The organism is Cupriavidus sp. FW216-B1 (assembly GCF_058789195.1).
This window is the reverse complement of the sequence record NZ_JBYTEL010000017.1, coordinates 18,576-43,660: the sequence shown is the minus strand read 5'-3', so window position 1 is coordinate 43,660 and position 25,085 is coordinate 18,576. Positions and strand designations below refer to the sequence as shown.

Annotated in this window: 20 protein-coding genes and 1 pseudogene; 11 read left to right on the top strand and 10 right to left on the bottom strand. The window is 67.8% G+C overall.

Annotation, left to right across the window (positions count from 1 at the left end; translation table 11 throughout):
• Positions 1 to 92: 92 nt before the first annotated feature.
• Positions 93 to 611, top strand: coding sequence for a hypothetical protein (locus AC3WXD_RS26285; protein WP_454734080.1), 519 nt, complete (start codon positions 93 to 95; stop codon positions 609 to 611).
• Positions 612 to 678: 67 nt separating this feature from the next.
• On the opposite strand, the gene AC3WXD_RS26280 is transcribed toward AC3WXD_RS26285, so the two are convergent.
• Positions 679 to 900: a YMGG-like glycine zipper-containing protein gene (locus AC3WXD_RS26280; protein WP_420992449.1), complete on the bottom strand. Its 222-nt coding sequence runs from the start codon at positions 898 to 900 to the stop codon at positions 679 to 681.
• Between the two features lie 338 nt (positions 901 to 1,238).
• On the opposite strand from AC3WXD_RS26280, the gene AC3WXD_RS26275 reads away from it, so the two are divergent.
• Positions 1,239 to 1,496: a hypothetical protein gene (locus AC3WXD_RS26275; RefSeq protein ID WP_454734081.1), complete on the top strand. Its 258-nt coding sequence runs from the start codon at positions 1,239 to 1,241 to the stop codon at positions 1,494 to 1,496.
• Between the two features lie 30 nt (positions 1,497 to 1,526).
• Here AC3WXD_RS26275 and AC3WXD_RS26270 read toward each other — a convergent pair whose 3' ends face one another.
• From AC3WXD_RS26270 to AC3WXD_RS26260, 3 genes are all read right to left on the bottom strand, one after another.
• Positions 1,527 to 10,106 (bottom strand): glycoside hydrolase family 94 protein, encoded by an 8,580-nt coding sequence (locus AC3WXD_RS26270; RefSeq protein ID WP_454734082.1) that lies wholly within the window; start codon positions 10,104 to 10,106, stop codon positions 1,527 to 1,529.
• A gap of 51 nt (positions 10,107 to 10,157) precedes the next feature.
• A complete protein-coding gene (locus AC3WXD_RS26265) occupies positions 10,158 to 10,334 on the bottom strand; it encodes a CsbD family protein (RefSeq protein WP_454734083.1) in 177 nt (58 codons plus the stop codon).
• A 91-nt stretch (positions 10,335 to 10,425) separates the two neighbouring features.
• A complete protein-coding gene (locus AC3WXD_RS26260; RefSeq protein ID WP_454734084.1) occupies positions 10,426 to 10,581 on the bottom strand; it encodes a DUF3309 family protein in 156 nt (51 codons plus the stop codon).
• A gap of 593 nt (positions 10,582 to 11,174) precedes the next feature.
• On the opposite strand from AC3WXD_RS26260, the gene AC3WXD_RS26255 reads away from it, so the two are divergent.
• The 6 genes and pseudogenes from AC3WXD_RS26255 to AC3WXD_RS26230 form a co-directional block, all read left to right on the top strand.
• A complete protein-coding gene (locus AC3WXD_RS26255) occupies positions 11,175 to 11,894 on the top strand; it encodes a Crp/Fnr family transcriptional regulator (RefSeq protein ID WP_454734085.1) in 720 nt (239 codons plus the stop codon).
• 195 nt (positions 11,895 to 12,089) lie between these two features.
• Positions 12,090 to 12,245, top strand: coding sequence for a DUF3309 family protein (locus AC3WXD_RS26250; protein WP_454734086.1), 156 nt, complete (start codon positions 12,090 to 12,092; stop codon positions 12,243 to 12,245).
• A gap of 75 nt (positions 12,246 to 12,320) precedes the next feature.
• Positions 12,321 to 12,668, top strand: a complete 348-nt coding sequence (locus AC3WXD_RS26245; RefSeq protein ID WP_454734087.1) for a hypothetical protein — start codon at positions 12,321 to 12,323, stop codon at positions 12,666 to 12,668.
• A gap of 268 nt (positions 12,669 to 12,936) precedes the next feature.
• Positions 12,937 to 13,716 (top strand): PRC-barrel domain-containing protein, encoded by a 780-nt coding sequence (locus tag AC3WXD_RS26240; protein ID WP_454734088.1) that lies wholly within the window; start codon positions 12,937 to 12,939, stop codon positions 13,714 to 13,716.
• 102 nt (positions 13,717 to 13,818) lie between these two features.
• Positions 13,819 to 14,796 carry a 2-deoxy-5-keto-D-gluconate 6-phosphate aldolase domain-containing protein gene (locus tag AC3WXD_RS26235; protein ID WP_492324974.1) on the top strand — a complete coding sequence of 326 codons (978 nt, stop codon included), beginning with the start codon at positions 13,819 to 13,821 and terminating at the stop codon, positions 14,794 to 14,796.
• A pseudogene (locus tag AC3WXD_RS26230) lies at positions 14,793 to 15,146 on the top strand (alpha-D-glucose phosphate-specific phosphoglucomutase); the annotation flags it as partial. The gene AC3WXD_RS26235 and the pseudogene AC3WXD_RS26230, both read left to right, overlap by 4 nt.
• A 211-nt stretch (positions 15,147 to 15,357) precedes the next feature.
• Here AC3WXD_RS26230 and AC3WXD_RS26225 read toward each other — a convergent pair.
• The 6 genes from AC3WXD_RS26225 to AC3WXD_RS26200 all read right to left on the bottom strand — a co-directional run bounded on the left by AC3WXD_RS26225 (position 15,358) and on the right by AC3WXD_RS26200 (position 18,758).
• Positions 15,358 to 15,642, bottom strand: a complete 285-nt coding sequence (locus AC3WXD_RS26225; RefSeq protein ID WP_454734126.1) for a hypothetical protein — start codon at positions 15,640 to 15,642, stop codon at positions 15,358 to 15,360.
• Entirely contained in the window at positions 15,623 to 16,078 is a 456-nt protein-coding gene (locus AC3WXD_RS26220) for an RES family NAD+ phosphorylase (RefSeq protein ID WP_454734114.1), read from the bottom strand. Before AC3WXD_RS26220 ends, AC3WXD_RS26225 begins: the two co-directional genes overlap by 20 nt.
• Complete coding sequence (locus AC3WXD_RS26215; RefSeq protein WP_454734115.1) at positions 16,078 to 16,503, bottom strand: Xre family toxin-antitoxin system antitoxin; 426 nt, start codon at positions 16,501 to 16,503, stop codon at positions 16,078 to 16,080. Before AC3WXD_RS26215 ends, AC3WXD_RS26220 begins: the two co-directional genes overlap by 1 nt.
• 39 nt (positions 16,504 to 16,542) lie before the next feature.
• Positions 16,543 to 16,914, bottom strand: a complete 372-nt coding sequence (locus AC3WXD_RS26210) for a hypothetical protein (protein WP_454734116.1) — start codon at positions 16,912 to 16,914, stop codon at positions 16,543 to 16,545.
• Between the two features lie 218 nt (positions 16,915 to 17,132).
• Positions 17,133 to 18,224 (bottom strand): PDDEXK nuclease domain-containing protein, encoded by a 1,092-nt coding sequence (locus AC3WXD_RS26205; protein ID WP_454734117.1) that lies wholly within the window; start codon positions 18,222 to 18,224, stop codon positions 17,133 to 17,135.
• A 273-nt stretch (positions 18,225 to 18,497) separates the two neighbouring features.
• Positions 18,498 to 18,758: a hypothetical protein gene (locus AC3WXD_RS26200; protein WP_454734118.1), complete on the bottom strand. Its 261-nt coding sequence runs from the start codon at positions 18,756 to 18,758 to the stop codon at positions 18,498 to 18,500.
• A gap of 245 nt (positions 18,759 to 19,003) precedes the next feature.
• Here AC3WXD_RS26200 and AC3WXD_RS26195 point away from each other — a divergent pair, with 245 nt between their 5' ends.
• From AC3WXD_RS26195 to AC3WXD_RS26185, 3 genes are all read left to right on the top strand, one after another.
• A complete protein-coding gene (locus AC3WXD_RS26195; protein WP_492324973.1) occupies positions 19,004 to 20,428 on the top strand; it encodes a KAP family P-loop NTPase fold protein in 1,425 nt (474 codons plus the stop codon).
• On the top strand, positions 20,428 to 22,548 hold the full coding sequence (locus AC3WXD_RS26190; protein WP_059414610.1) for a site-specific integrase: 2,121 nt from the start codon (positions 20,428 to 20,430) through the stop codon (positions 22,546 to 22,548). Before AC3WXD_RS26195 ends, AC3WXD_RS26190 begins: the two co-directional genes overlap by 1 nt.
• A gap of 438 nt (positions 22,549 to 22,986) precedes the next feature.
• Entirely contained in the window at positions 22,987 to 23,613 is a 627-nt protein-coding gene (locus tag AC3WXD_RS26185; RefSeq protein WP_082080044.1) for an HNH endonuclease, read from the top strand.
• Positions 23,614 to 25,085: the final 1,472 nt, after the last annotated feature.

The following is a 25,085-nucleotide window of genomic DNA, read 5'->3' as shown; positions in this document are numbered from 1 at the left end:
GCGCCCTGGCGCGCGCGGAAAGCCGCCGGCCGCACCGGCACCGCTCCGTTTCCGATCCGGTGAAAGCAGCACGCTTGCTGCGAGGTGAAAACATGCGCACCGTACTGTATTTCCGGCTTCGCGACGCCGTCGGCGCGGCGAAGATCCAATCGGCGCTGGCCGAGCTTCCCGCTTCCACCGTGCGCATCAAGGGCCCGTGGTTCATCCAGCGTGACGGCCACGCGGTCGAAGGACTGCGCAATGCCACCGCCGCCCAGACCACTTACCGCGGCGAATGGGAAATCGCCGGCATCCTGCCCGGCGCCGCGCTGGCGGTCTATGCGACGCTGGCCCTGGGCACCTCGGCCGGCACCTTCGCTAGCGTGCTGGCCTGCGTCGCGGCCGGCGCGATCGGTGGCCTGGCGGGCGCGTGGCTGGGCCGGTGGCTCGGCGGGTCGATCCCGCGCGGCGCGGTCGCCCGGCAACGGGCCAGCCTCGCGCCCGGCGAAATGCTGCTGGTCGCCAGTTGCGCCCGCGGGACGAAGGCGTCCGTGAAGCTGGTGGTCAACGCCCTGGGCGGCGAGAGCGTCGAAGAACGCCACGAGGTGCTGCCGGACTTCCGCCGGGCATGAGCCGCCGCCTGCGCGGAGCGCCCGCCTTTGCGCGGGCGCGTTCGCGGGGGCGTTGTTCGCGGGCGCGTTACTTGCCGACCTGGTTGCCGACAATGCCGCCAACCGCGGCGCCGCCCACCGTGCCCAGCGCGCTGCCGCCGGTCAGCACCGCGCCGGCCACGCCGCCGATCCCCGCTCCCGCCACGGTATCCGTATCGCGCCGGGACATGCCGCTGCATCCGAGCACACCCACCACCGTGACGGCAATGGACACGCGCAGAAGGATGACACCGATATTGTTGCTGTTCATTTTGATACCTCGATTTACTGATGTCCGCCCCGGCCGGAGGCCCAGGTTGGAAGCGGCAATGCAGACCGCCATCGCCAGCCTGCCCTGAGGCTAGCCCGGCAGCGCCCGCGCGTCGGTCCGGCAGCGTACGCGCTGCGCCGCGCGCCGGGCTTGATGCCGGCGCCTGTCCAATAGCGTACCGACGCCGCGCTTGCGCCGGCGCAATGATGGCTCGTCGCGATGATGACGCTCCGCAATGAAACGCCTCCGCCCTGCCCTGGCAGCCCTCATGGCCGCTGTGGTCCGATGGCCCGCCGGGCCGCTCATCCACGCGCCGCTGGTGTCGACCGGAGAATGACATGCGAACTTATCGCTGGCTTTGTATCGTGGCGTTTTCACTCGTGCAGATGGGGTGCCTGTGGGTGCCCGGCGGATACGGAGGCGATGGCCGCGATGGCCGCGACGGCGGCTATCGCCACGGACAGGACGAACGCTATGAGGGCCGCCCGGACGGCTCCGCCTTCCGCCCGGGAGACCGCGAGCGGGTCAACGCGACCGAGCGCGTCGGCGACGGCGGGATGCGGGAATCCGGGTTGCGCAACGGATGGATGCAGTAGGCCGCAAGGACGACGGCACGGCTTGCCCCCTCATGCCGCAGACGGTGCAATGCATAGCAGCAGTTCGTGCCTGCCGCCATCGAGCGGCACGCGCGCGCCACCGCCTTCCAGGGCAATCGGCAACCCGTCGAGACGCGCATCCGGCGTGCCGGCCGTGGCCTGGACGCGAATCGCGTAATGGCCGGCGCCCAGCCTGACGGTGGCCTCGAACCCCGGCCACGCGGCCGGCAGCGCCGGGGCGACGACCAGCCAGGCTCCTTCGCGGCGAAGGCCGAGGATGCCCTCCACGCCGGCGCGGTACATCCATCCCGCCGCGCCGGTGTACCACGTCCAGCCGCCGCGCCCGACGTGGGGCGCCACCGAATAGACGTCGGCCGCCACCACATACGGCTCCACCTTGTAGCGCGCCGCGGCGGCGGCCGTGCTCGCGTGGTTGACCGGGTTGAGCATCGAGAACAGCTCGGCGGCCTTCGTGCCCGCGCCGAGCCGGGCGAAGGCCAGCACCGACCACATCGCCGCATGGCTGTACTGGCCGCCGTTCTCGCGCAGGCCGGGCGGATAGGCCCGGATGTAGCCGGGGTCGGGGCCGTCCCCGTCGAAGGGCGGCGAGAACAGCAGCGCCAGCCCGTCCTCGCGGCGCCACAGGTGCTGCTCCAGCGCGGCCATCGCGGCCGCCGCGCGCGCGGGATCGCCCGCGCCCGACAGCACCGCCCACGACTGCGCGATGGCATCGATGCGGCACGCCGCGCTTGCCTGCGAGCCCAGCCAGTTGCCGTCGTCGAAGGTGGCGCGGCGGTACCAGCCGCCGTCCCAGCCGTGCCGCTCCAGCGCTTCGCCCAGCGCCGCGGCATGCGCGCGCCAGAGGCCGGCGCGGCCGGCATCGCGCGCCTCGGCGTAGGGCGCGAACAGCGCGAGCGTGCGCGCCAGCAGCCAGCCCAGCCAGACGCTCTCGCCCCTGCCCGCGGCGCCGACGCGGTTCATGCCGTCGTTCCAGTCGCCGCCGCCGATCAGCGGCAGCCCTTGCGCGCCGGTGAGCGCCAGGCAGCGGTCGATGCCGCGGGCGCAATGCTCGAACAGCGAAGCCGGCGCCGCCCCGGCCTGCGGCTGGAAGAAAGCATCGTGCTCGCCGGCCTGCAACACCGGGCCATCCAGGAACGGCACGGGCTCGTCGAGCACGGCCGCGTCGCCCGAGGCGGCGATGTAGGTCGCCGCCGCGAAGGCGAGCCAGACGCAGTCGTCTGAGATGCGGGTGCGCACGCCCTGCCCGCTGTGCGGCAGCCACCAGTGCTGGACGTCGCCCTCGGCGAACTGCCGCGCGGCAGTTCGCAGCAGATGGGCGCGCGTGGTGGCCGGGCTGGCGAAGGTGAGCGCCATGGTGTCCTGCAGCTGATCGCGAAAGCCGTAGGCGCCGCTGGCCTGGTAGAACGCCGAGCGTGCCCAGATACGGCAGACCAGCGTCTGGTAGAGCAGCCAGCCGTTGAGCATGATGTCCATCGCGCGGTTCGGCGTGCGGACCTGCACCGCGCCGAGCAGGCTGTCCCAGTGCGCCGTCACGGCGGCCAGCACGGCGTCGAGATCGGCGGCGCGATAGCGCGCGACCAGCGCGCTGGCTTCGCCCGCTGAGCCGCACTGCCCCAGCAGCGCGACGATTTCCACGCTCTCGCCGGGAGCCAGCTCCACGAAGCACTGCAAGGCCGCGCAGGGATCGCGCCCCGCGCCCACGGCGCCGGACAGCGGCGCCGTGCCGAGCAGCGCCGCCGGCGCGGCGGCCGCGCCGTTGCGGCCGAGGAACTCGGTGCGGTCGGCGGTCCACGCCACCTGCCTGCCGCCGAGATCGGCAAAGGCAACCCGCCCCGGAAACGCGGTGCTCCACGGATTGCGCGCCAGCATGGCGCCGGTGGCACCGTCGAGCGCGGTGGCAATGAACGGCGCCGAGGCGCCGCGGGCGGTGCCGAGCACCCACTCGGCGAACGCCGTGACCGACAGGCGGCGGCGCCTGGCCGACAGGTTGCGCAGCGTCAAGCGCGAGATCTTGAGCGGATCGTCCAGCGGCACGTATTGCAGCAACTGTGCCGCGATGCCGTTGGCCTCATGCGCGAAGCGGCTGTAGCCGTGGCCGTGGCGCGCCGTGTAGGCGCCGCCGTCGCGCACCGGCTGGGCGGTGGGCGTCCACAGGTCGAGCGTGTCTTCGTCGCGGATGTAGATCGCCTCGCCGGGCGGGTCCAGCACCGGGTCGTTGGACCACGGCGTCAACTGGTTCTCGCGGCTGTTCTCCGCCCACGTGTAGCCGCTGCCTTGCGCGGACACCTGGAAGCCGAACGCCGGGTTGGCGATCACGTTGAGCCACGGCGCCGGCGTCGACGCCTCTCCCGCCAGTTCGATCACATATTCCCGCCCGTCCTTGTCGAAGCCGCCCAGCCCGTTGAAGAACTCCAGCGAGGCCGGGTCCCATGCCGGCGCATGCGGCGCCGGCACGGCGTGGGCCGGCGGGAACGCCAGCCGGGACAGCCAAGTCGGGCGTTCGGGCGCCGCGCGGACCGGCGCCTCGGGCAAGCGGGCGATCTGTTCGGCGATGGCGCCGCGGCGCGCGACCAGCGCGACGCGGGCCACCGACTGCAGCAGCGCGCGCTCCTCGACCCGCATCAGGTCCGCGCGCAGCGTATGGACCGCCCCCTGGCCAAGCCCGTCGCCCAGGCGCGGCCGCGACTGGCTGCTGCGCACCGCGGTGTCGATGGCGGCCTGCAGGTCCTGCGCGTAGGAGGAAGCGCGTTCGTTGACGATGATGAGGTCCACGCCTAGGCGCTTGAGGCGCCAGTATTCGTGCGCGCGCAGCAACTGGCGCACCTGCGCCATGTCTTCGACGTCGTCGATGCGCAGCAGCACGATGGGCAGGTCGCCGGAGATCGCGTGCGGCCACAGGCCGGACTGCGGGCCCGCGCCGCGCAGGATGGTCTCCGGCGGGCTGCGAAAGCGCGCGTCGGCGTACAGGATCGGCGCCGCCAGGCGCTGGAAGTCCGCCGCCTCGCCGGCCTTGGCGTCGAGATAGCGCAGCTGGACCTGGGCCTGGGTCCACGCCAGGGTCTTGGCGCGCTCGAAGGCGCTGCGGTCGTGATGCTTGTCGATCAGCACCATCAGCTCGGCCCGCGAAGGCGCCACCAGCGTCCAGAAGGCGACCCGGGCCACGCCGCCCGGTGCCACCCGCACCCGCTGGCGCAGCGAAAAGACCGCGTCGAGGACGATGCCGGTGGTATCCGACAGCGGCTGCGCAAGCCGCGCGCCGCCGGCCGCGCGCGGCGCCAGGCCGGCGCCCAGGAAGCGCGCGCGGTCGGTCTCGTGCTGGAGATCCGCGACCACGTCGCCCTCGGCCACGGTGAAGTGCGCGGCCCATATGCCCGGCTCGCCGTCGGTGCGCGGGCGGCGCGTGGCAATCAGCGCGCCGAACTCGGCCAGGTACTCGGTCTCGACGAACAGCTTGGAGAACGCGGGATGCGCGTCGTCGGCGGCCGGCGTGGCCAGCGCCAGCTCCGCGTAGGAGGTCAGTTCGATCTCGCGCGGGCGGCGACCGCTGTTGGCCAGCGACACGCGCCGCACTTCGCCGTCGTCCTCGCCGGAGACCAGTACGTCGAGCGTGGTGAGCAGGCTGCCGTCGCGGCGGATGAATTCGGCGTGGTCCTCGGCGAAGACCACGTCGCTGCCGGCGTCCTCTTCCTCCGCCTCGCCTTGCCCAGGCTGAGGGCCGGCAGACCAGACCCTGCCGCCCTGCGTGTCGCGCAGGAAGATGAAGGAGCCGGCGTCGTCGCGCGTGGCATCCTCGCGCCACCGCGTCACGGCCAGGTCGCGCCAGCGGCTGTAGCCCGCGCCGGCGGTGGTCAGCATCACGGCGTAGCGGCCGTTGGAGAGCAGATGCGTGACGACGGCGCCCGCTGTGGTGCCCGCGGCGGCCCCCGGATACCGGCGCACGGTGGAATCCTCGTGGCCCGCCTCGGCCCGGGACGCCTTCACTTCCTCGGCGCGCGGATGGGAGATGGCGACGTTGCGCGGCATGCGCTCCTGCAGCAGCAGTTCGGTGGCCTGGATCATCGGCTCGCGGTGGAAGCGCTCGCGCATCTGCCCCGCGTGCAGCGTGTTGGCGATGGCGACGATGGTCATGCCCTGGTGATGCGCCATGTAGCTGCGGACGATGGCGAAGTCCTCGTCTTCCGGCAGGCGGGAGCGCGTGAAATCGAGCGCCTCGTAGAAGCCATGGCGGCCCTTGGCGCCCATGCCGGCCAGCCGCACGTAATTGCGCTGGGCCGCCTGCGGATCGACCATCGCGGCCAGCGCGGTGGCATAGGGCGCGATCACCACGTTGTCCGACAGGCCGCGCTTGAGGCCGAGCCCCGGCACGCCGAAGTTGGAGTACTGATAGGTGAACTCCATGTCGCGCGCGTTGTAGGCGGACTCGGACACGCCCCACGGCACGCCCAGCGAGCGCCCGTAGGCCTGCTGGCGCTCCACTACCAGCCGGTTGGTCTGCTCCAGCAGGCTGCCGCCCGGCGCGCGCATCACCAGCGACGGCATCAGGTACTCGAACATGGACCCCGACCACGAGATCAGCGCCGAGCCGTTGCCCAGCGGCGTGGCCGTGCGGCCCAGGTGGAACCAGTGGCGCGTGGCCACGTCGCCCTTGGCGATGGCGAACAGGCTGGCCAGCCGCGCTTCCGAGGCCAGCAGGTCGTAGCAGTTCACGTCAAGGCGGTTGTCCTCCTGCGAATAGCCGATCGACAGCAGCTTGCGCTCGCGGTCGAACAGGAAGCAGAAGTCCATCGCCAGCGCCATCTCGCGCGCCTCGGCCGCCAGCGCGTGCACGCGGGCCGCGAACGCCGCGGGCGCGGCGGCGATCTGCAGCCGGTCCTGCTCGTGGCCGGCCATGGTGCTGCGCAGCGCCTCGACCCAGAACGCCAGGTCGGCCAGGGTGTCGTCGCCGGCCGCGGGCAGGATCTCGCGGGCCGTCATGGCGGCTTTCTCCGTCAGCCGCCGGAGCGTGGGCGAGAGCGTGGCCATCGGCTCGGTGCCGGCCAGGCGCGCCTCGATGTCTTCGATCAGCCCGCCCAGGATGCCGCCGCGCTCGCCGCCCGGGGTGGCCAGGCTGGCGAGCGCCTCGCGCGCGAGCCTGGCGGTGTCCGCCATGCCGGGGCGCAAGTCCGGCGCCGCGGCGGCATCGGTCCATTCCTCGCAGGCATTGGCCAGCACGATCAGGTGGCCGGCGAGGTTGCCGCTGTCCACCGACGACACGTAGGCGGGCGTGAGCGCGCGCAGGTCCTGCGTGTCGTACCAGTTGTAGAAATGCCCGCGCAGGCGCGGCAGCTTGCGCATGGACGCAAAGGCCGCTTCCAGGCGCTCGACCGTCGCCACCGTGGCGCTCCAGCCGAAATCGCGCGCGGCAACGGCGGAGAGCAGGTAGAGGCCGATATTGGTGGGCGAGGTCCGGTGCGCCACCACGGGCCGCGGCCTCTCCTGGAAGTTGTCAGGCGGCAGCATGTTGTCGGCCGGCGTGACGAAGGTCTCGAAATAGCGCCAGGTGCGGCGCGCGGTCAGGCGCAGGTCGCGCGCGTCCGGCTCGGACGGCAGCAGTCGCCGCGCCACCGTGGGCGAACGGCTGACGCCCAGCGCCAGCGCCGGCGCCAGCAGCCACAGCAGCCCGAACGGCAGCGCCAGCGGCCAGGACGGCTGCGCCACCGCCAGCGCGCCGGCCATCATGGCCACCGCCAGCACCACCCCGCCCGCCATCTTCAGGTAGAAACCGGCAAGATCCAGCCGCGGGCTGCTTATCGACTGCGCGGCCGTGCTCCACTCCAGCAGATGGCGTCGCGTGAAGCGCAGGCGTACCAGCGTGCGCGCGATGGCGTCGCCCATGCGCCAGGCCTGGTCCGGCAGGAAGGCGATGGTGAGCAGCACCTGCGTGGCCGCGACCTGCAGGTCCCGCGCCAGCATCCGCACGTGGTTGCGCATCTGGATGCCCGCGCGATGCGGCACCAGCGAAAACAGGCCGGGAAAGAACGCCGGGAACGCAATCGCGGCGAGCAGCATCAGCGTGGCCCACAGCCCGGCCGCCAGCGGCAGCAGCCAGCATGCGCCCAGGGCCAGCAGCAGCACCGGCGCGAGCAGCGCGCGCCGCAGGTTGTCGAGCATCTTCCAGCGGCCCAGCATCGGCACCGCCTCGCTGCCGGCACGACCCTTGAAGATCCAGCCCAGCAGTTGCCAGTCGCCGCGCGTCCAGCGGTGCTGGCGCTTGGCGGCGACGTCGTAGCGCGACGGGAAATCCTCGACCACCTCGACATCCGAGGCCAGTCCGGCGCGCGCGAACACGCCTTCGAAGAGATCGTGGCTGAGCACCGCGTTCTCCGGGATGCGGCCGTGCAGCGCGCGCTCGAAGGCGTCGACGTCGTAGATGCCCTTGCCGGTATAGGAACCCTCGCCGAACAGGTCCTGGTAGACGTCGGACGCGGCTGCCGCGTAGGGATCGATGCCGCCGGGCGCCGAGAAGATGCGCTGGAACACCGATCCCTCGTTACCCACCGGCAGCGAGGGCGTCACGCGCGGCTGCAGCACGGCGTAGCCGCCCACCACGCGCCGTAACTGCGCGTCGAAGCGCGGCCGGTTCAGCGGGTGGGCCATCTTGCCGATCAGCCGCAGCGCCGCGTCGCGCGGCAGGCGCGTGTCGGCGTCGAGCGTGATGACGTAGCGCACGCCGGCGGGCACTTGCGGCGGCCCGCCGTCGGCGCCGACGTAGCTGGTGTCGGTGGCGCCGCGCAGCAACCGGTTGAGTTCGTGCAGCTTGCCGCGCTTGCGCTCCCAGCCCATCCAGGTGCGTTCTCTGGCATTGAAGAGGCGGCGCCGGTGCAGCAGCAGGAAGCGCTCGCCCGCAGGCCCCGGCCCGTGGCGGCGGTTCAGCTCGCCGATGACGTCCGCGGCCACGGCCAGCAGCGCAGCATCGGCCGCCACCGCTTCCTGGTCCGCGTCGGCGCCGTCGGTCAGCAAAGCGAAGGTCAGGTCGCCGCCGGCACCGGCCAGGTGGTGCACCTCCAGGCGCTCGATCTGCTCGCGCAGGCTCGCCTCGCTGGCCAGCAGCGTGGGCACGGCGACCAGCGTGCGCAGCGAGGACGGCACGCCGGCGGTCAGCTCCAGCCCGGGCAGCAAGGACGCGCCGAAGCTCCAGGCCATCGCGCGGTTGACCAGCGCGGTGGCCACCTCGCTCGCGGGCACGAAGCCGAGGGCACCGAGCAGCACCAGCCAGCCGCCGGCGAGCACGGGTTCCGACACCGCGGCCAGCACCCACAGGACGGCGGCGAGCACGGCAAGGGTGGTCAGCAGGATCGCGCCCACGTAGCCGCCGATGCCGAAGGCAATGTTGAGGCGGCTGAAACGCAGCCGCGCGGGCGGGCGGAAGCCGATGGCCTGCTCGAGGGCGAGCCGCCCCTCCGCGATCAGGTGATAACCCGGGTCGCCGGTGCGTTCGGCCTGCGCCGCGCTGTGCGCGCTGGCGGCCGCGGCGCGCGCGGCCGCCAGCGCGGCGTCGGCGATTTCGAGCTCCGGCAGCGGCGAGCCGCGCGCCAGTTGTTCGATGGCGCTGCGGTAGAGATTGCGCGTGGCGAAGTCCATCGCCGCGAACGCGCTGCCGTCGCGCAGCCGCCGGTCGACCAGGCTCACGCTTTCGAACAGCTCGGCCCAGTCGATATCCAAAATCAGCCGCATGCTGGTAATGACATTGCGCACGGTGACGTTGGCCGCGCCCTGGCGCTGCTGCGCGTGCCGCACCACGTCGTCGATCGACACGCCCTGCAGGCTTAGCCGCCGCTCCAGCCAGCCCAGCGTGGGCGTGGTGCGCGGATCCTGGTCCCGCAGCCGCTTGGCGAGCTGCGCGGCGAACAGCTCCGACAGCGGCGACGCCGAGCGCGAGGCGATGTCGATGTCGAGCGCGGAACCGGCGCAGCCCGACACCAGCAGCCGCTTCGACAGTTCGTCGGCGTCGGCGCGCGCGGCGCGCCCGGTGGTGATCTGCTCGGCCAGCCGGCGCAGGTTTTCCACCAGCACGATGCGCAGGGTAATGGCGACCGCCCACAATTCGCCGATGGTCAGGGGCTGGACACCCTGATAGGCGGCAATGAAGCGGCGCAGCATGTCCGGGTCGATATGGCTGTCGGTATGGGCCACGAAGGCCCATGCCAGCCCGAATATCCTGGGGTAGCCGGCGAACGGCCCCTCGCTCAGCTTGGGCAGCTGGCGGTAGTAGCCGGCGGGCAGGTCGTCGCGGATCTCGCGGATCTGCGCTTCCACCAGGTGGTAGTTGTCGAGCAGCCATTCGGCCGCGGGCTCCACGCCCTTGCCGCTTTCCAGCTCGGCCGCGCTGGCGCGGTAGGCTGCCAGCAGCACCTTGGCATTGTCATTGAGACGGCTGCGCAAGGTCGGCACGCGCGGCGGCCGCGGCGTGACCGGCTGGGCCGCGGCGAGGCTTTGCGCATGCTGCTCCAGCCGTTCGGTGCCGAACAACTCCTCGCGTATGGGCGCGGCGTTGGTCCATGGTGATGCTGGTGAGGAAGAGTCGAACGTACGGAGCAGTGCTGAATACATGAACACCTTTGAATTGGGCTGCCGCGCGCTTGCCGCGTGCGCTTGCCGCATTTACGGCTGCTTGCGCTGTTGTTCCTTCGCGTCTCCGTAGGAAGCCTGCGCCTCGCCGACGACCTGTTCGGCCTTGCCCTTGATCTCGGTGGTCTTCCGGCCCGTGGTCTTGCCAAACATTTCCCGCAGCTTGCCCTTCGCCTTTTCGAGACGGCCCTTCACCTGGCTTTCGTTCATGACATCGCTCCTTGAAGAAGGCGGCTGGCCGGCTGGCCAGCCGGGCGCTGCGCGCGGCGACGCCGGCCGGTGTACCGACGCCCCGGCGGGCCTAGAAGCGGCCTGTCAGCACCAGCACGAGCACCACGATCAGCAGCACGCCCAGCACGCCGCTGGGCATGTAGCCCCACGAGCGGCTGTGCGGCCACGTCGGCATGGCGCCGAGCAGGACCAGCACGAGCACGACCAGCAATACGGCTCCTAACATGGAACCCCCCTTTCCCCGACTCCGCGTTTTTGGCCAGGCCACCGCTGCGCTGCGCCAGCGGTGCCAGAATCATCGAGCCCGATGCGTAGCCGGCCGCGTTACCTTGGAACCGGCCTGACCGTTGCCGCCACCTTGCCATCTGGCGGGGAGAATGTCGGTACGCTGACGGACAATGACGCAGGCGGGAATGCAGCGCGCAAGGCCATGCGGAAAAAAATACAAAGGCCCACGCCATAACACGGGCACCATGACTCACAATGGGAGCACCGATGCCGGTCAGACGACGCGCATCGATCCGCAGGCGGCGCGGTACGGACAGGGTCTGGAACGGGTGCGAGAAACGGGACTGAAGAACGCTTCGGTGAACAGTCCGGCCACAGCATGGCGGCGGGACAAAAGTGATGGATATGCATCGGCCCCGGGTGCAGCAAGCGGCGCGTATGCGCCGCTGCAATGTGTCGCCATCATCCCATGATCCTGGCATCGCGCTGGACTATATTTTTAGCGGCGGCAAATTCGCGCGACCAAAAAGCCCGCGCGAATTTCCCGCCAACATGCCGGCTCCTCCGATTGGCCGGCGCTGGAGGCGCAACATGAGTGCCCTGGATGACCCGAAGGCCAACCATCTGCTTGCCGTGCTGCCCGAAGCGGACTGGTTGCGCATCGCACCGCACCTCGTGCCGGTCGAGTTGCCGCTGGGGCACGTGGTCTACGAGTCCGGCGACCAGTTGGGCTCGGTGTACTTTCCCACCAGCGCGATCGTATCGCTGCTCTACGTGATGGAAGACGGCTCATCGGCCGAGATCGCCATCGTCGGCAACGAGGGGATCGTCGGCATCGCGCTGTTCATGGGCGGCGAGACCACGCCGAGCCGCGCCATCGTGCAAAGCGCCGGCCACGGCTACAAGCTCAATGCCAAGCTGCTGAAACAGGAGTTCGCGCGCGGCGGCCCGGTGCAGCGCTTGTTGCTGCGCTACACCCAGGCCCTGATCACGCAGATGGCCCAGACCGCGGTCTGCAACCGGCATCACTCCATCGAACAGCAGCTTTGCCGCTGGCTGCTGCTGAGCATCGACCGCCTGCCGACCAACGAACTGACCATGACGCAGGAGCTGATCTCCAACATGCTCGGCGTGCGGCGCTCCGGCGTCACCGAAGCCGCGTTGAAGCTGCAGAACGCCGGCCTGATCCACTACAGCCACGGCCATATCTCGGTACTCGACCGGCCCGGGCTCGAAAAACACGCGTGCGAATGCTATGCCGTGGTGAAGAAGGAGTTCGACCGCCTGCTGCCGGACATGCAGGCCGTTTGACGGATAGCGAGAGCACGCCCGCCCCGGGCATGCGCCGGTGCGACGCCGGTACGCGTACCCATGCGCACATGTCCGCCATCGTACCGACACCACGGCGCTACCGTGCCAGTCTTCGCTCATGGGCCGGCCTCGTGCCCGCCATGCGGGCGGGCCGATGACAAGCCCTGCCGCGCAGCGAACCGCAGGGAGAGAACCATGTTGAGCGTTCTGGTGGTCGTCGTACTGGCGATGGCATTGATGGCAGTCGTGCCGGTGTGGCCCCACAGCCGCGCCTGGGGCTATATGCCCGGCAGCGTGCTGGGCGCGTTGCTGCTGGTGATATTGATCCTTGCCCTCTTCGGCAGGATCTGAATGCGGGCAGCGCCCCTTTCTTGAGGCGGCCCTGCCGGCGACGTCCATGCCACGCGCATGGGCAGGGAGCATTTCATGCAATCGGGCATTCCGGGCATCGCGGTGGTGACGTATCGCACCACGCCCTCCAGCTGGTTCTTCGCCGAGGTCGACGGGGCGTGGATCTATCGTTTCGGCCCCTTCGCCAGCGCGCAGGCACTCGATGACGTTCTCGCGGTGATCTACGCCACGCTGCCGCAGCGCGCCGCGCTCGCGCTGGTTGGCGAATGCGACGATGCCGGGGGGCTGCTGGCCGCGGCCACGCTCGCCGCGCCGGCGCCACCCGGCCGGGTAGCGCTGGTGCCGCGCGCCGCGGCGTCCTGGTGGCACGCCTTGCTATACAGGCTGCGTTCCCATGGCGCGCGGAGGATTGTGATCCATTGACGGGCGCGCAGGCCCGGTGCCTGCGATCCTGCGACGCGCCCGGTCCACACCCGCCCCACCCAACGGAGACCGCCTCATGGCATTTGCCTTCCCTCGCTTCCGGCCCGAGACGCCCCTCCCGCTGCCCAGCGCCATGGCGGCGGCGCTGCTGGAGCCGCCTGCCCCGGCCGCGGCAGCACCGTGTCCCACGCATGGGCTGCGCGGGACACGGCCGGGCCGGCTGTATCCAGGCGAGCCCGGCCCCGGCGCGCTTGCAGGAGGACAAGACATGTTACGCAGCATCGAAGAACTGGAAAGCTACCCCATCCGCGCGACGGACGGCGAAATCGGCGTGATGAAGGACCTCTATTTCGACGAGAAGGCATGGGTGGTGCGCTACCTGCTGGTCGAAACCGGCAACTGGCTGTCGAGCCGGCGCGTCCTGATCCCGGCCCTGTCGGTCGGACGGTCGGAATGGCTGGACAACGTCATCGAGGTGACGATCACCAAGGCGCAGGTGATGCACAGCCCCGACGTCGACGCGTGCAAGCCGGCCTCGCGGCAACACGAGACCGACTACCTGGCCTACAACGGCTATGCCGACTACTGGGGCGGCGCGGGCTTCCGGGAAGGACTTCTATCCGCGGGCGAAGTCGCGGCGGGCCACAGCGAATCCGACCAGGAACGCGGCGAAGGCGGCGGCACGCATCTGCGCAGCGCGGAGGCCATTGCGCACTACGCCATGCATGCCCGCGACGGCGACATCGGCCACCTGGAAGGCCTGCTCGTCGACGTGCGGACCTGGGCCTTGCGCTACGTCATCGCCAGCACCAGCAACTGGCTACTTGGAGACCGGATCGTCATCCCCGTGAAAGCCATCGAGAGCGTGAACTGGCCCGACGCGACGGTCTCGCTCGACCTGCCGCGCGCGGTGCTAAAGGCCGCGCCGCGCTACGACGACGAAGTACGCCTGGACCGGCGGCAGGAAGCCAGCATCCACCGGTACTACGGCCAGCCGGGCTACTGGCTCAACCAGCCCGCCGGCGACGTTTCCGCCCGCCCGCACTGAAACGGGCGGAGTATCAGCCTGCACGCCATGCACCACGGCTGGACACGGCGGCGTCATCAACCCAGGGATCCGGCGCCAGCGCCGGCTCCGGGAGGGACCATCATGAAGCCCGGCTACAACGCATCGCTCTACCTGCTGCCGTTCGATCATCGCCAGTCCTATGTGGCCGGCATGTTCCGCTTCCAGCCGCCGCTGACGCCCGCCGAGCGCGATACGGTGGCCAGCAGCAAGCAGATCATCTACGACGGCTTCCAGGAAGCGGTCGACAACGGCGTGCCGGCGTCCTGCGCGGGCATCCTGGTCGACGAGGAATTCGGCGCGAGCATTCTGCACGACGCCAGGAAAAACGGCTACGTGACCGCGCTCTCGGTCGAAAAGAGCAGCCCGGGCGAATTCGAGTTCGAGTACGGCGAAGCGTTCGCGGAGCATATCGAAGCGTTCAGGCCGACCTTCGCCAAGGTCCTGGTGCGCTACAACCCCGCCGACGACGCCGCGCTCAACCTCCGGCAGACGGCGCGCCTGAGGCGGCTCGCGGACTACTGCCGGCACGCCGGGCAGCGCTTCATGTTCGAGTTGCTGGTGCCGGCCACCGAAGCGCAGATGTGGCAGGCCGGGATGGACAAGGATGCCTATGACCGGCACACACGCCCCGCGCTGATGCGCCAGGCGATCCGCGCCCTGCAGGACGCGGGCGTCGAACCCGATGTCTGGAAAATCGAAGGGCTCGACGGGCGCGGGGACTACGAGCAACTGGTCGAGACCGTGCGGCGCGACGCGCGCGATGACGTCTGCTGCATCGTGCTGGGACGCGGCGCCGGCGAAGCCCGGGTCGTGGCGTGGCTGGAAGCCGCGGCGCCGGTGCCCGGCATGATCGGCTTCGCGGTCGGGCGCACCACGTTCTGGGATGCCATCGCCGGTTACGAGAGCGGAGAAATCAACAGGCGGGAAGCCGTCTCGCGCATCGCCCGGAACTATGCCCGCTGGGTCGTGCGCTTCGAGCGGGCGCGTGCGTCCCATCGCGCCACGGCGCTCGGGGCCGCCGGCTCCGCAACGCCGGATACGCCGGATACGCCGTCATGATCGTCAGCCCCCTGGCCGGCAAGCCGGCGCCACGCTCGATCCTGGTCGACGTCGCGCGGCTGGTCACGGCCTACTACACCGATGCGCCCGATCCCGCCGAAGCGCGGCAACGCGTGATATTCGGCACTTCCAGCCATCGCGGGTCATCGCTGGAGCGAAGCTTCAACGCGCCGCACGTGCTTGCCATCAGCCAGGCGATCTGCGAATACCGCGCCGGGCAAGGGATCGACGCCCCGCTGTTCCTCGGCATCGACACCCATGCATTGTCGGTGCCCGCCTGCGCCAGCGCGCTCGAGGTACTGGCCGCCCACGGCGTGCACGTCATACTCGCCGAGCACGACGAGTACACGCTGGTTCTAATGGTCGTGCTGCACAATGATGGCCTGACGTTCCGGCAAGCCAGCGTAGGAATAGCAAATGATCAGGGTGCTGCTCAATTTTTTCACCCCATTGCCCCCAAAGCGGGTATCGCGCGAGTCGACCGACGCCTTGCACGCAGATATCAAGGCTGCGGGCGTATGGGGCGAGGAGATCGGAGACCCGCCGGCGCCAGACCTCCAGCTAACCGGACTGCACCGCCAGTGCCAGGTGGCTACGGTGCTTGCGTGAGGGATAGCGGAAGCCGACAGGGCCGCCCTCCTCCGTCATACCCGGGAGGACCTCGAACATACGCAGACCGAACCACTGGCACCATGCATGGTCGCCGTGGATCTGATCGTAGATGCCCGACTTGCTTAGCACCGCGCCATAGGTGCCCGGAACGCGGAGGAATCGCGTGCCGGCGGGCAAAGCGACTTCCGCGCCGGGCAGCGGTTTGGTCGCGCTCCTAGCGGAATAGCCGCTCATCCCAGCGCACGGGCTCAGCCGGCCCGACGACAATCCGTACAGCCTCCGGGTGGGCAGGATTGACCAGCGCATTCCACTCGGCGCGCGCGACCACAGACGGCACCAGCAAGATCGCAGTTCTCCCGTCCTCCAGCCAGCGATCTCCGTAGGCGCGCGCGATGGCTGGCGCATCGTGTGCATCCCAGCCTGCCGGCAAGGCCGTCCATTCGACGCGCTCAATTGACACATCCTCGGGCACGTCGGCGGCCACACAAACGTGGTGGCGCGGCACCTTGCCGATGCGCGCATGGACCAGCACCTCGAGCATGGCGCCGGAGAAGGTCAGCGCCCCGTAAATGACGGGCCGCCCTGGGCTGTTGAAGCGCCCTCCGACCAGCATGGCGCCGGTGCCGGTCCAGATCGGGTGGCGACTGTCGGCGATGCGGTAGATCCGCATCAGACCGGAATCCCATAGAACAGCTTCCAGAGCAGCTCTTCCACCCGGCGCGCGCCCAACTCCGTCATGCCAACGTCCAAGGGGGTGCGGCCCTCCAGCAGCGGGTGCGGCGTGTTGAGAAATTCACGGGCGTCATCTTCGTCGTCCCAGACAAAATTGGCGCTCGCGAAGATTCGCGCCAGGCGCTCGGTCTTCTCGGACTCGTCCGGCGACAACCGCTCGCGGCGGCGCTTGTAGGTCGCCTCGGGCACGATCCGCGCCATCAAGGCGCGTCGCTGCTCAACCGAACGCGCAACGTGCGCCACGCTCTCGCGCAGCGCCGCCTTCGGCAGGCCTTCGCGCACCGCCGCATCGAGCTCGGCAAACGAGTGCGGCACCGGCGCCAGCGCCATGACCGCGCTGATCTCTTCGGGCGTGATCGCCATCTCGGCTCCATCTGGCATCAAATGACTAACCATTATAGATCAAATGATTCCTCCTGACGGCCCCCAGTCGCTGACGAGCCGGGCCGGCTGGAATATCGCGCCGACCCCGTCGCTGTGCTGGACGGCGAAATAGGGGACGCTGTCGAAGCTAAGTCGAACTGGCTCAACAGTGGGAAGAACGATCGGCTCATCGGGACGCCATCCAGCGAACTGGGCCTCGACAGCGCGGACGATGTGCTTTGGGCAGCAGCGCCGCATGGTCCAAGGCGCATCGTCGAGGCCGGTGGGCAGCAGGATCTCGCGCCGGCTGACCCAGGCCGGTTCGTTGCCGACAAGGGCCTCGTCGACGGTGTCGATGGCATCCCCCTGCGAACCCGCCAGACGATGGGCGAATCCCTGCCGGCCCAGCATCGAGAAGGCCGCCGCGTAATTGTCCCGGCCCACCGTTGCGACGGCCGCGGGCGCTGGGGAGTTCGTGGTACTGGCCGCTGACGCTGCGGGACCAGGGGCGCAGGGCACACCCGGGCCACCGTGGCAGAACACGGTCGGCGGGGTCCCCGGCCGCCACGCACCATAGGCTGCCACCAGTTCCGTCGCGCCCGGCGCGCCGGACGCGAGACCGGCGGCAACTACGCGTCCCGCGGTTGCGCCGCCGCCGCCGCGTGGCGGCGCGCCCGTAATCGGCAGGATCTGCGCACGCCAGCCATCCTTGGCCGCCTTGTCCGCGTCACCGAACGTGCCCTTGGCATCGACCGGGCGCACCTCGGTGATCGACCGGGCGCACCTCGGTGGGCTTGGCGAAGACGAAATCCGGATGCGCGGCGACCAACTTGGGTGCCGCAGCGCAGTCCTCGCAGTGGCCCGCCCAGCGGTAGCCGAGCGCCTGCATATCCTGGTAGGCCAGCGCAGCCGCGATCATGCCGGTAAGCCAACTGCCCGGCATACTCGGGCTTGAACGGCGTGGTCTTCAGTTCCACGACGACGTAGCAACGCAGTTTCAGATGATAGAACAACAGGTCGATGAAGAATTCGTCGCCACCGACCTCCAGCCGGTACTGACGGGCGACAAAGGCGAAGCCGGCTCCTAATTCCAGCAGGAAGCGCGTAATGTGCTGGGTCAGCGCACGCTCGATCTCGCGTTCTTGCGCCGCTTCGGTCAGTCCCAGGAAATCGAAAATGTAGGGATCTTTGAGCGTCTCGCGAGCTAGGTCCGACTGGGCCGGCGGCAGTCGGTCCGCAAAGTTGGTGACTGCCCCGCCCTTCCGCTCATGCAGCCGGGTTTCGATCTGCATCACCAAGATGTTGCGCGACCAGCCGTACTCGCTAGCCTGCGCGGCATACCATTCGCGTAGCTCGTTGGTCTTCAGTTTGTCCAACAGGGTACACAGGTGGAACCAAGGCAATTGTGCAGCAGGCTGCTGCACAAACTCGCCTCCTGGCCAGGCCTCGGCGAGGGCACGCATGTATTTGAGGTTGCGGGGCGAGAAGCCCTTCATGTCCGGGAAGGCCGCACGCAGGTCGCGCGCGAGCCGGTCAATCACGCGCGCGCCCCACCCTTGCTGTTGCTGCCGCTCAAGGATGTCGCGGCCGATCTGCCAATAGAGGGTCACCAACTCGCGGTTCACGGATACGGCGGCGCGCTGCCGCGCCCGCTCGACCCGCGTCTTGAGGTCAGCCAACCAGGCCGCATAGTCGGCGGAAAGAGGAGTGATGTCGGGCATGCAGTGACCAATGCGTGGTGGGAGCAGCGCCCCTCGGGCGCCGGCATCTCCGTTCATTATCCCGGTCGACCAGGCGGCGAGCAACCTTGGGGCTCCGCCTGCCGGTGACCAGTTCGGCCAGCGTTCGCGTCGGGCGTCGCCGCCCTCGCACGTTCGCCGGCAGGTCGCCCCGCGGCACCAGAATTCTTGCCTCCGCACGCTCCTCGATTGCGGCCCTATTCTCAGGCCGGGCGCGAACCACGCCATACCGGTCCCGGCCTCGAGCGGGTTCGACTAGCGCTTGCCCAGTTGCGCGCGCTCGGCCTCATTGAGTTGGTCACGATGCAGGTACTGGCCCGGCACGGGCGGAATGGGCGTCAGCTTCGCGGTCACGCCTGCTCCGGCGTCGCGCCCGCCTGCCCCCACCAGCCCCTCCACTTGCCCATTTTCCCTCAGTCCCCACGCCGCCAGGTGCCAGACTGCCGGCGGGTTCCCCTCTCGCACGTCCGAATGAACAAAGAACCAATCGTGGGCGGGGATGATCTGCGTGTGCATAGTGCGCGCTCCGTTGTCGTGACGACGCTGTTAAAAACGTCTCTTACGGCACTAAACGGCACTTTCTTAACCAAAAATTATCTTTCTTCACTACATGATAACTCTTATTATCATGTACTTTGAAAATAATGTACGCATTCCCTAGCAGGGCCGGCGGCACCCTGCCTATAATGTGACCCTATGCGCGCGTCCCCGCGCCGGCACTGGGCTGGCGGGCCGCCCGTCTGTCCTGAACAGGGATCTCCATGGCTGACGCAACCTCCTCCGTGCTCGTGCAACGCCCTCCGCTCACAGATATCAAGGTCCCATTCGAAGGCGATCTGCTGCAACGACAAGCTGTGGCCGAGCGGCTGACGGCCTACGTGCAGCGCCTGCAGGTCGGGGCCGTGGTCGCGATCGACGCGCCGTGGGGCGAGGGCAAGACCTGGTTCGGCCGACACTGGGCCAAGCACCTCGAGCAGCAGGGCCACCGGGTCGGCTTCCTCGACGCGTTCGGCCAGGACTATGCGGAGGACGCCTTCATGGTGCTGTCCGCGGCGATCCTCAAGCTGTGCACCGGCGACGCGACGGTCGCCGACAAGGTCAAGCACGGCGCCGGCGAGGTCATGCGCGCGCTGCTGCCGGTGGCCACCAAGGCGCTAATCCATGTCGCGACCACGGCGGTCGGCGCCGGCGCTGTCGTGGAGGCGGTGAACAAGGCCACCGACCTGGACCTCGGCGCAGACGAATTCGCCGCCGCCGCCAAGCAGGCCGGGGACAAGGCGGGCGATGTCACCAGCGCGTGGGTGAAACGCCGCCTCGGCCAGTGGGAGGCCGAGCAGAAGAGCGTGGCGGGGTTCCGCCAAATTCTCGCTGAATTTGCCAGCGAGACCTACGAGCAAACGAAAAAGCCGGTCGTCATCGTGGTCGACGAACTCGATCGCTGCCGACCAGCCTTTGCCGTGGCGCTGCTGGAGCGCATCAAGCATTTCTTCGACGTACCGCACCTGGTGTTCGTGCTGCTCATGAACCGGGACCAGTTAGAGAAAGCCATCCGCGGCGTGTATGGGGCGGAGACCGACGCCGCCACCTATCTCGGGAAGTTGTTGCACCTGTCACTTCGGTTGCCCAAAACGCACACGCGCTCGGTGACCACCGATCACCCCGCGCGTCGCTTCATCGCAACCGTGATGACGCTCCTCGGCCTGCAGACGGGAATTTTCGCGGACCATTTCGCCGCGTGCGCGCTGCTGTTCAACCTGTCGCTGCGCGAGATCGAACGCGGCTGCACGCTCTTCGCGTTGACAGACGGTCGACAGGAGATGCTTCGAGCCTATCTCATCGCGCTCAAACTGAAACGGCCCGACCTCTATCAGGCCTTGCGCGATCCTCTTCGCACCGACGAAGCGCATCGGGCATGCTTCGCGCTGTTGGAAGAAGAAACGTCGATGTTGGTCCGAGCGGAAAGCAGGCGCTCGAGACAATCGGTCGCCCTGCACGACACGGATTTTCCCGGCCCGTATTTCAATGGCCTGCTTTACTTTCATGGAAGTTTTACGGGCCACAGTAACAGTGTCCTTGAAGATGCTGGGCGGAAGGCACAGCAGGCTATGAGCGGTATTTTTGGACCCCGAGACACCGACCGCGTATTCGGGCACGCGCTGAGCGCTATCGACCTGGACATCCAGTAATGGCGACAAGGCTGGCGCCAGCGGTGCCTGCTCAGCCTGCCCGCCGGCGCCGCTCGGTGACGCGCCGGCCGCTGCATCGCGGCCACTTCGGCTTTCTGCGCGCGCTCATCCAGGGCATGCCCGCGCGCCCGATGTGGGAACGCTATCTGGCCGAGGAAGGTGAGATTGAAGACGAAGCGCCGGCAACGGCTGCAGCGGGCGACTCGACTACCACCGACGCGGCCGCTGCACGGTTCGCAGATCACCCGAAGGTGCGCCGGGTCACGGCATGGCTGCGTGGGGAGTTGGCCGCGGCCGCCGGCCGCGCCGAACGGTACGGCATGGCTCGCCTGGTGCGAGTTGACTTCCGCCAGATCGGCCGACCGGGCGAGGGGTTGCCGTCGTTGGAGGATTTTGCGGCTGAGGCCGGGCTGGACGGGTTTTCCCAATCGGAGCAAATGGAGGCGTACCGGGCCCGCTTCGGTCGCGCGCTCGAGCGCGAGGCCAAACGTGCCGCGCTGATGCGCCGGCAACTGGAAGCCATCGACTGGCTGGAAGGAAAATACGCGCAGCCCGTGTTGGCCGCAGACGCTTGCCGCGCCTGGCTGGCCGATACTCTGGCGATACGGCTGGAGGCCGCCGGCGTGAGCACGCTCGCCGACCTCATCGATCGCATCAACGGGCTCGGCAATGGCTGGGCCCGGGGCGTGGCTGGGATTGGCGCGGGCAAGGCTCGCGCGATCGAAGCCTTCCTGACCAGTCACACTGAAACGCTCGGCAAGACGATCGGCCCTCATGTGGCGGTACCGCGCCGCCAGCGCTACGCCCACGAACTCGCGCGCGTGGTGCCGCGAGGCACCAACGATGCGACCTTGGTGCCGCTAGACAAACTCGTCATGCCGGCCGAACTGGACGGTCGCAACGGTGCCTACCGCCTTCCGCAGGCCCGCTGCCTCATCAGCGCACACAACGACTATGAAGCCGTGCTGTCGTGGCTACGCGCCAAACCGGGATTGCCGCCAGACCAGGTGGCACGCTTGCGCGAGCGCCGGCGGGACGTGGCCACCGTCCCCGGCCCGCTCGACTGGCTGAACTGGCTCTCCAATACCCAGCGCGCCTATCGCAAGGAGGCCGAGCGCTTCCTGCTGTGGGCGCTGCTTGCCCGCCGCAAACCACTGTCCTCAATGGACACCGACGACTGTCTGGCATATCGGGATTTCCTCGCCGCGCCGCCCGCTGACTGGTGTGCGCCACGCTCCCGTGAGCGCTGGAGCCCGCTGTGGCGTCCCTTCGAGGGTCCGCTCAATCCGAGCGCGCAACGCTACGCCGTCGGCGTGCTGACCAACCTCTACTCGTACCTGAACGCGAAGAACTACCTGGCCGGGAATCCGTGGCAGGGAATTCACGTCCCGCGCAGCGCCACGCCGCAGCTGGATGTCGGGCGGAGCCTTACCGAAGACCAGTGGGTATTCGTGACCGATTGTCTGGCCCGCCTGGTTCCCACTTCGGCCAATCAACGCCTGCAGGTCGCCCTGCCCCTCCTGTATGCCACCGGGCTGCGCCTCTCCGAGGTGATCGGCGTCACCACCGACGACCTGGAATGGGTGAGCCTCGCCCAGCCGGGCACCGGGGAGCGGGAGGAAGGCTGGTGGCTGACAGTACTCGGCAAGGGCAACAAGTTGCGCCGCGTTCCGGTGCCGGATAGCACCATCGCCGCACTCGGGCGCTACCTGCAGACGCGCGGGTTTTCCGCGGATCCGGCGGCTAGCCGCGGTGTCGCGTTGCTCGGCCATGCCACGGACCAGGCCGAGCGCGCGCCCTGGGCGAAACGGGACACTGCCGGCGCCGACGCTGGACTTGCCGGATCGACCCTCTATCGCCAGATCAAGCGCTTTTTCGAGACATGCGCCGTCGAGCTCGAGCCGGTAGACCCGCGCGGCGCGGCGCGATTGGCTTCGGCCAGCACTCACTGGATGCGGCACACTCATATATCGCATGCGCTGGCTGCCGGTGCGCCGCTGGAAGCTGTCAAGCAAAACGCTGGGCACGCATCGCTAGACACGACAACACGCTATGTGACGACAGAGGACGCCAGACGTATGCGCGCAATGAAGCAGCTCTGGAGCAAAGACGGGAACTAGCACTCTCAGCAACGGCAGATCAGATCAACAGGGAGGTCGGCCTACCCTCCCCGTCTTACTGTCCGGGCTTTCCAATTGCTGAGGCGCGCGGCCGGAGCCCCTTCCAGTCAATTCAGTAGCTTTTTCCAGACATGCGCCGTCGAACTCGAGCCGGTAGACCCGCGCGGCCGGGCGCGGCTGGCCACGGCTAGCACACATTGGATGCGGCATACTCATGTTTCCCCCGCATTGACCGCCGGCGCACCGCTCGAGACGGTCAAGCAGAACGCGGGGCACGCATCGCTGGACACGACAACACTTTACGTAACCACCGAGGACGCCCGCCGCATGGACGCAATGAAGCGGTTCTTTGATTCGGGAAGATGAAACGAATCGACGCGCTTGACTGTCGAGTGGCGCCCGCCAGGTGAGGACAACTGGTTTTGCGGGAAATGGGAAATGAGCTACATCATCTTAGATAGAGCCGCCTTGGAGAAACGGGCGGCACGCACATCCGACCCGCGGCATCGCTACTATGCCGCGCTACTCAACGCCTCGGCCTTCGACGACTATGTGCGCGCCATCAAGGGCGAAACGCCGGTGTACCCGCGCACCTTTGGGAAGGGACGCGTGCCCATTACCCCCATGCAGGAATATCGCTACGCCCGCGATCGACGTAAATGGATCACGGAAGCGTTCCCGACGCCATCGCAGAAGAATACGCTGAAGGACTTCAATGAGGCCTTCGCGCGAGATCTCGACGCGGCGTCACGCAGAAGCCCTGAGGAGCGAAAACAGCGGTTGGCGCGGGCATCCAAGACACCGAAGCGCATCACGGTAACCACAACTGTTTTCGCGCGTAACGCCGACGTGGTGCTGCAAGTACTCGATCGCGCAAACGGCCAGTGCGAGGGATGCAGCCAGGTTGCGCCATTTCGACGCAAATCCGACAACTCGCCGTATTTGGAGGTGCACCATGTCGTCCATCTAGCAGATGGCGGTGAGGATACGGTGGACAACGCCCTCGCCCTCTGCCCGAACTGTCATCGACGGCGGCATTTTGGACCGGCCGACAGCGCGACATAGCCTACGGCTGGATGGTGAGGGGTTGCCCTCGCCTTGGCTAAAAGCCATTTGTGCCACGGGGAATCGAGGTGCCACAAGCAATGATCGAAGCCGGCGGTCTGACTGAGCACTATTCAGTATATAACCGCGCGATGCTGCGGACGCTGATCGGATAGCCGGTAGCTACCAGCTACAGATTGAATTTGAATGCCGGAGTGCGGCAGATCACAGGCTGCGATCAGTAGTAGAGGCATTGCGCCCTCTACTGGGCTGCCCATCTCTAATACCTCGCCCATCCGCTATCTGGTAGCTATCTGGTATCTACATAGTATCCAAACAGCAGGACTGAGTCAGATGATGGGCAGATGCCCACCGAGGTTAGCTAGTAGCTATCTGGCGATGGCACTCGCTGCGCCGAAGCTGTTTGGTGATAGGAACGTTGTCCTGGTTGCCTATCGAAGCCAAGTACGGTTCAGCCACCTTGGCCGGTAGATGACTGATAGCTACCAACCATAGAGCGGAACCATCAACGAGAGCGTCATGGCACAGGTGAAGCTTGGCAATGAAGGGAGTTCGAGCGGCTATTCATAGCGCCCTCCTCTCCCTACGGCCGCCGGCCAATTCCTCACCAGATCGTATCTGGTAGCTACCAGATAGTTTTTCCTTAAGAATTGGTGCGGACTCTAATGCAGTCGGCTAGATCAAAGGCACAATTGCCTAATGCTAGCTGGTAGCTACTGGCTACCCTGCCTGATCGCATCAACCAAGAGAAATCGAGGTTCTCGCTCAGGTTGCCAAAACCAATACGCTGCCCGGGTCTCAAACCAAGAAATAGCTGGTAGCTACCAGCTATCAATCTGCTTGGCCTGGTCCAGTTGGCCAGAGCGGTCAGGCGATATGGGCAGTGAAGGGGCCTCGAGCGACTATTTACACACTGAGGCCGCACCTTCTAAGAGTGGGGAGTTCGAGCCACAATGCGCCGGTCAGTCTGCACCAGACAGCCAAATCGTAAGCTCAGGCGTAAGGCTAGCTGGTAGCTATCAGGTACCTAATTGGATCAACCGGGAACGGGCGGCAAATGGCTGCGTCGTTCTGGTTGTTTTCCCGTGGTAATACGTTGCGCCAGGATATCCGTCCCACGGGTAGCTAGTAGCTACCAGATACTCCAAAGTCGGTCTTGGGGCCGGGGCGCTCGTGCATTGTCCGGTAGGAAAGGAATTCGATCAGTCATGATGCCCCGCACGCCTTCTTCCATCAACCTTGTCATTTTTAGCTGGTAGCTATCTAGTAGCTTAGCTCGCCCAATTAAGACTGACCTGAGAACGCAAAGTTACCCTCTCTCGTCTCAGCCGATGCTCGGCGCGACGGACGAATCGGTCGATAAGGATTGTTAGCTGGTAGCTATCAAGTAGCTTTGCGGCGATCCGTGTGACCTCAACATTGAATTTCTCCGTGCTTGCGCTGTCCGCGGGCAAAGTAGGTAGCCGATAGCT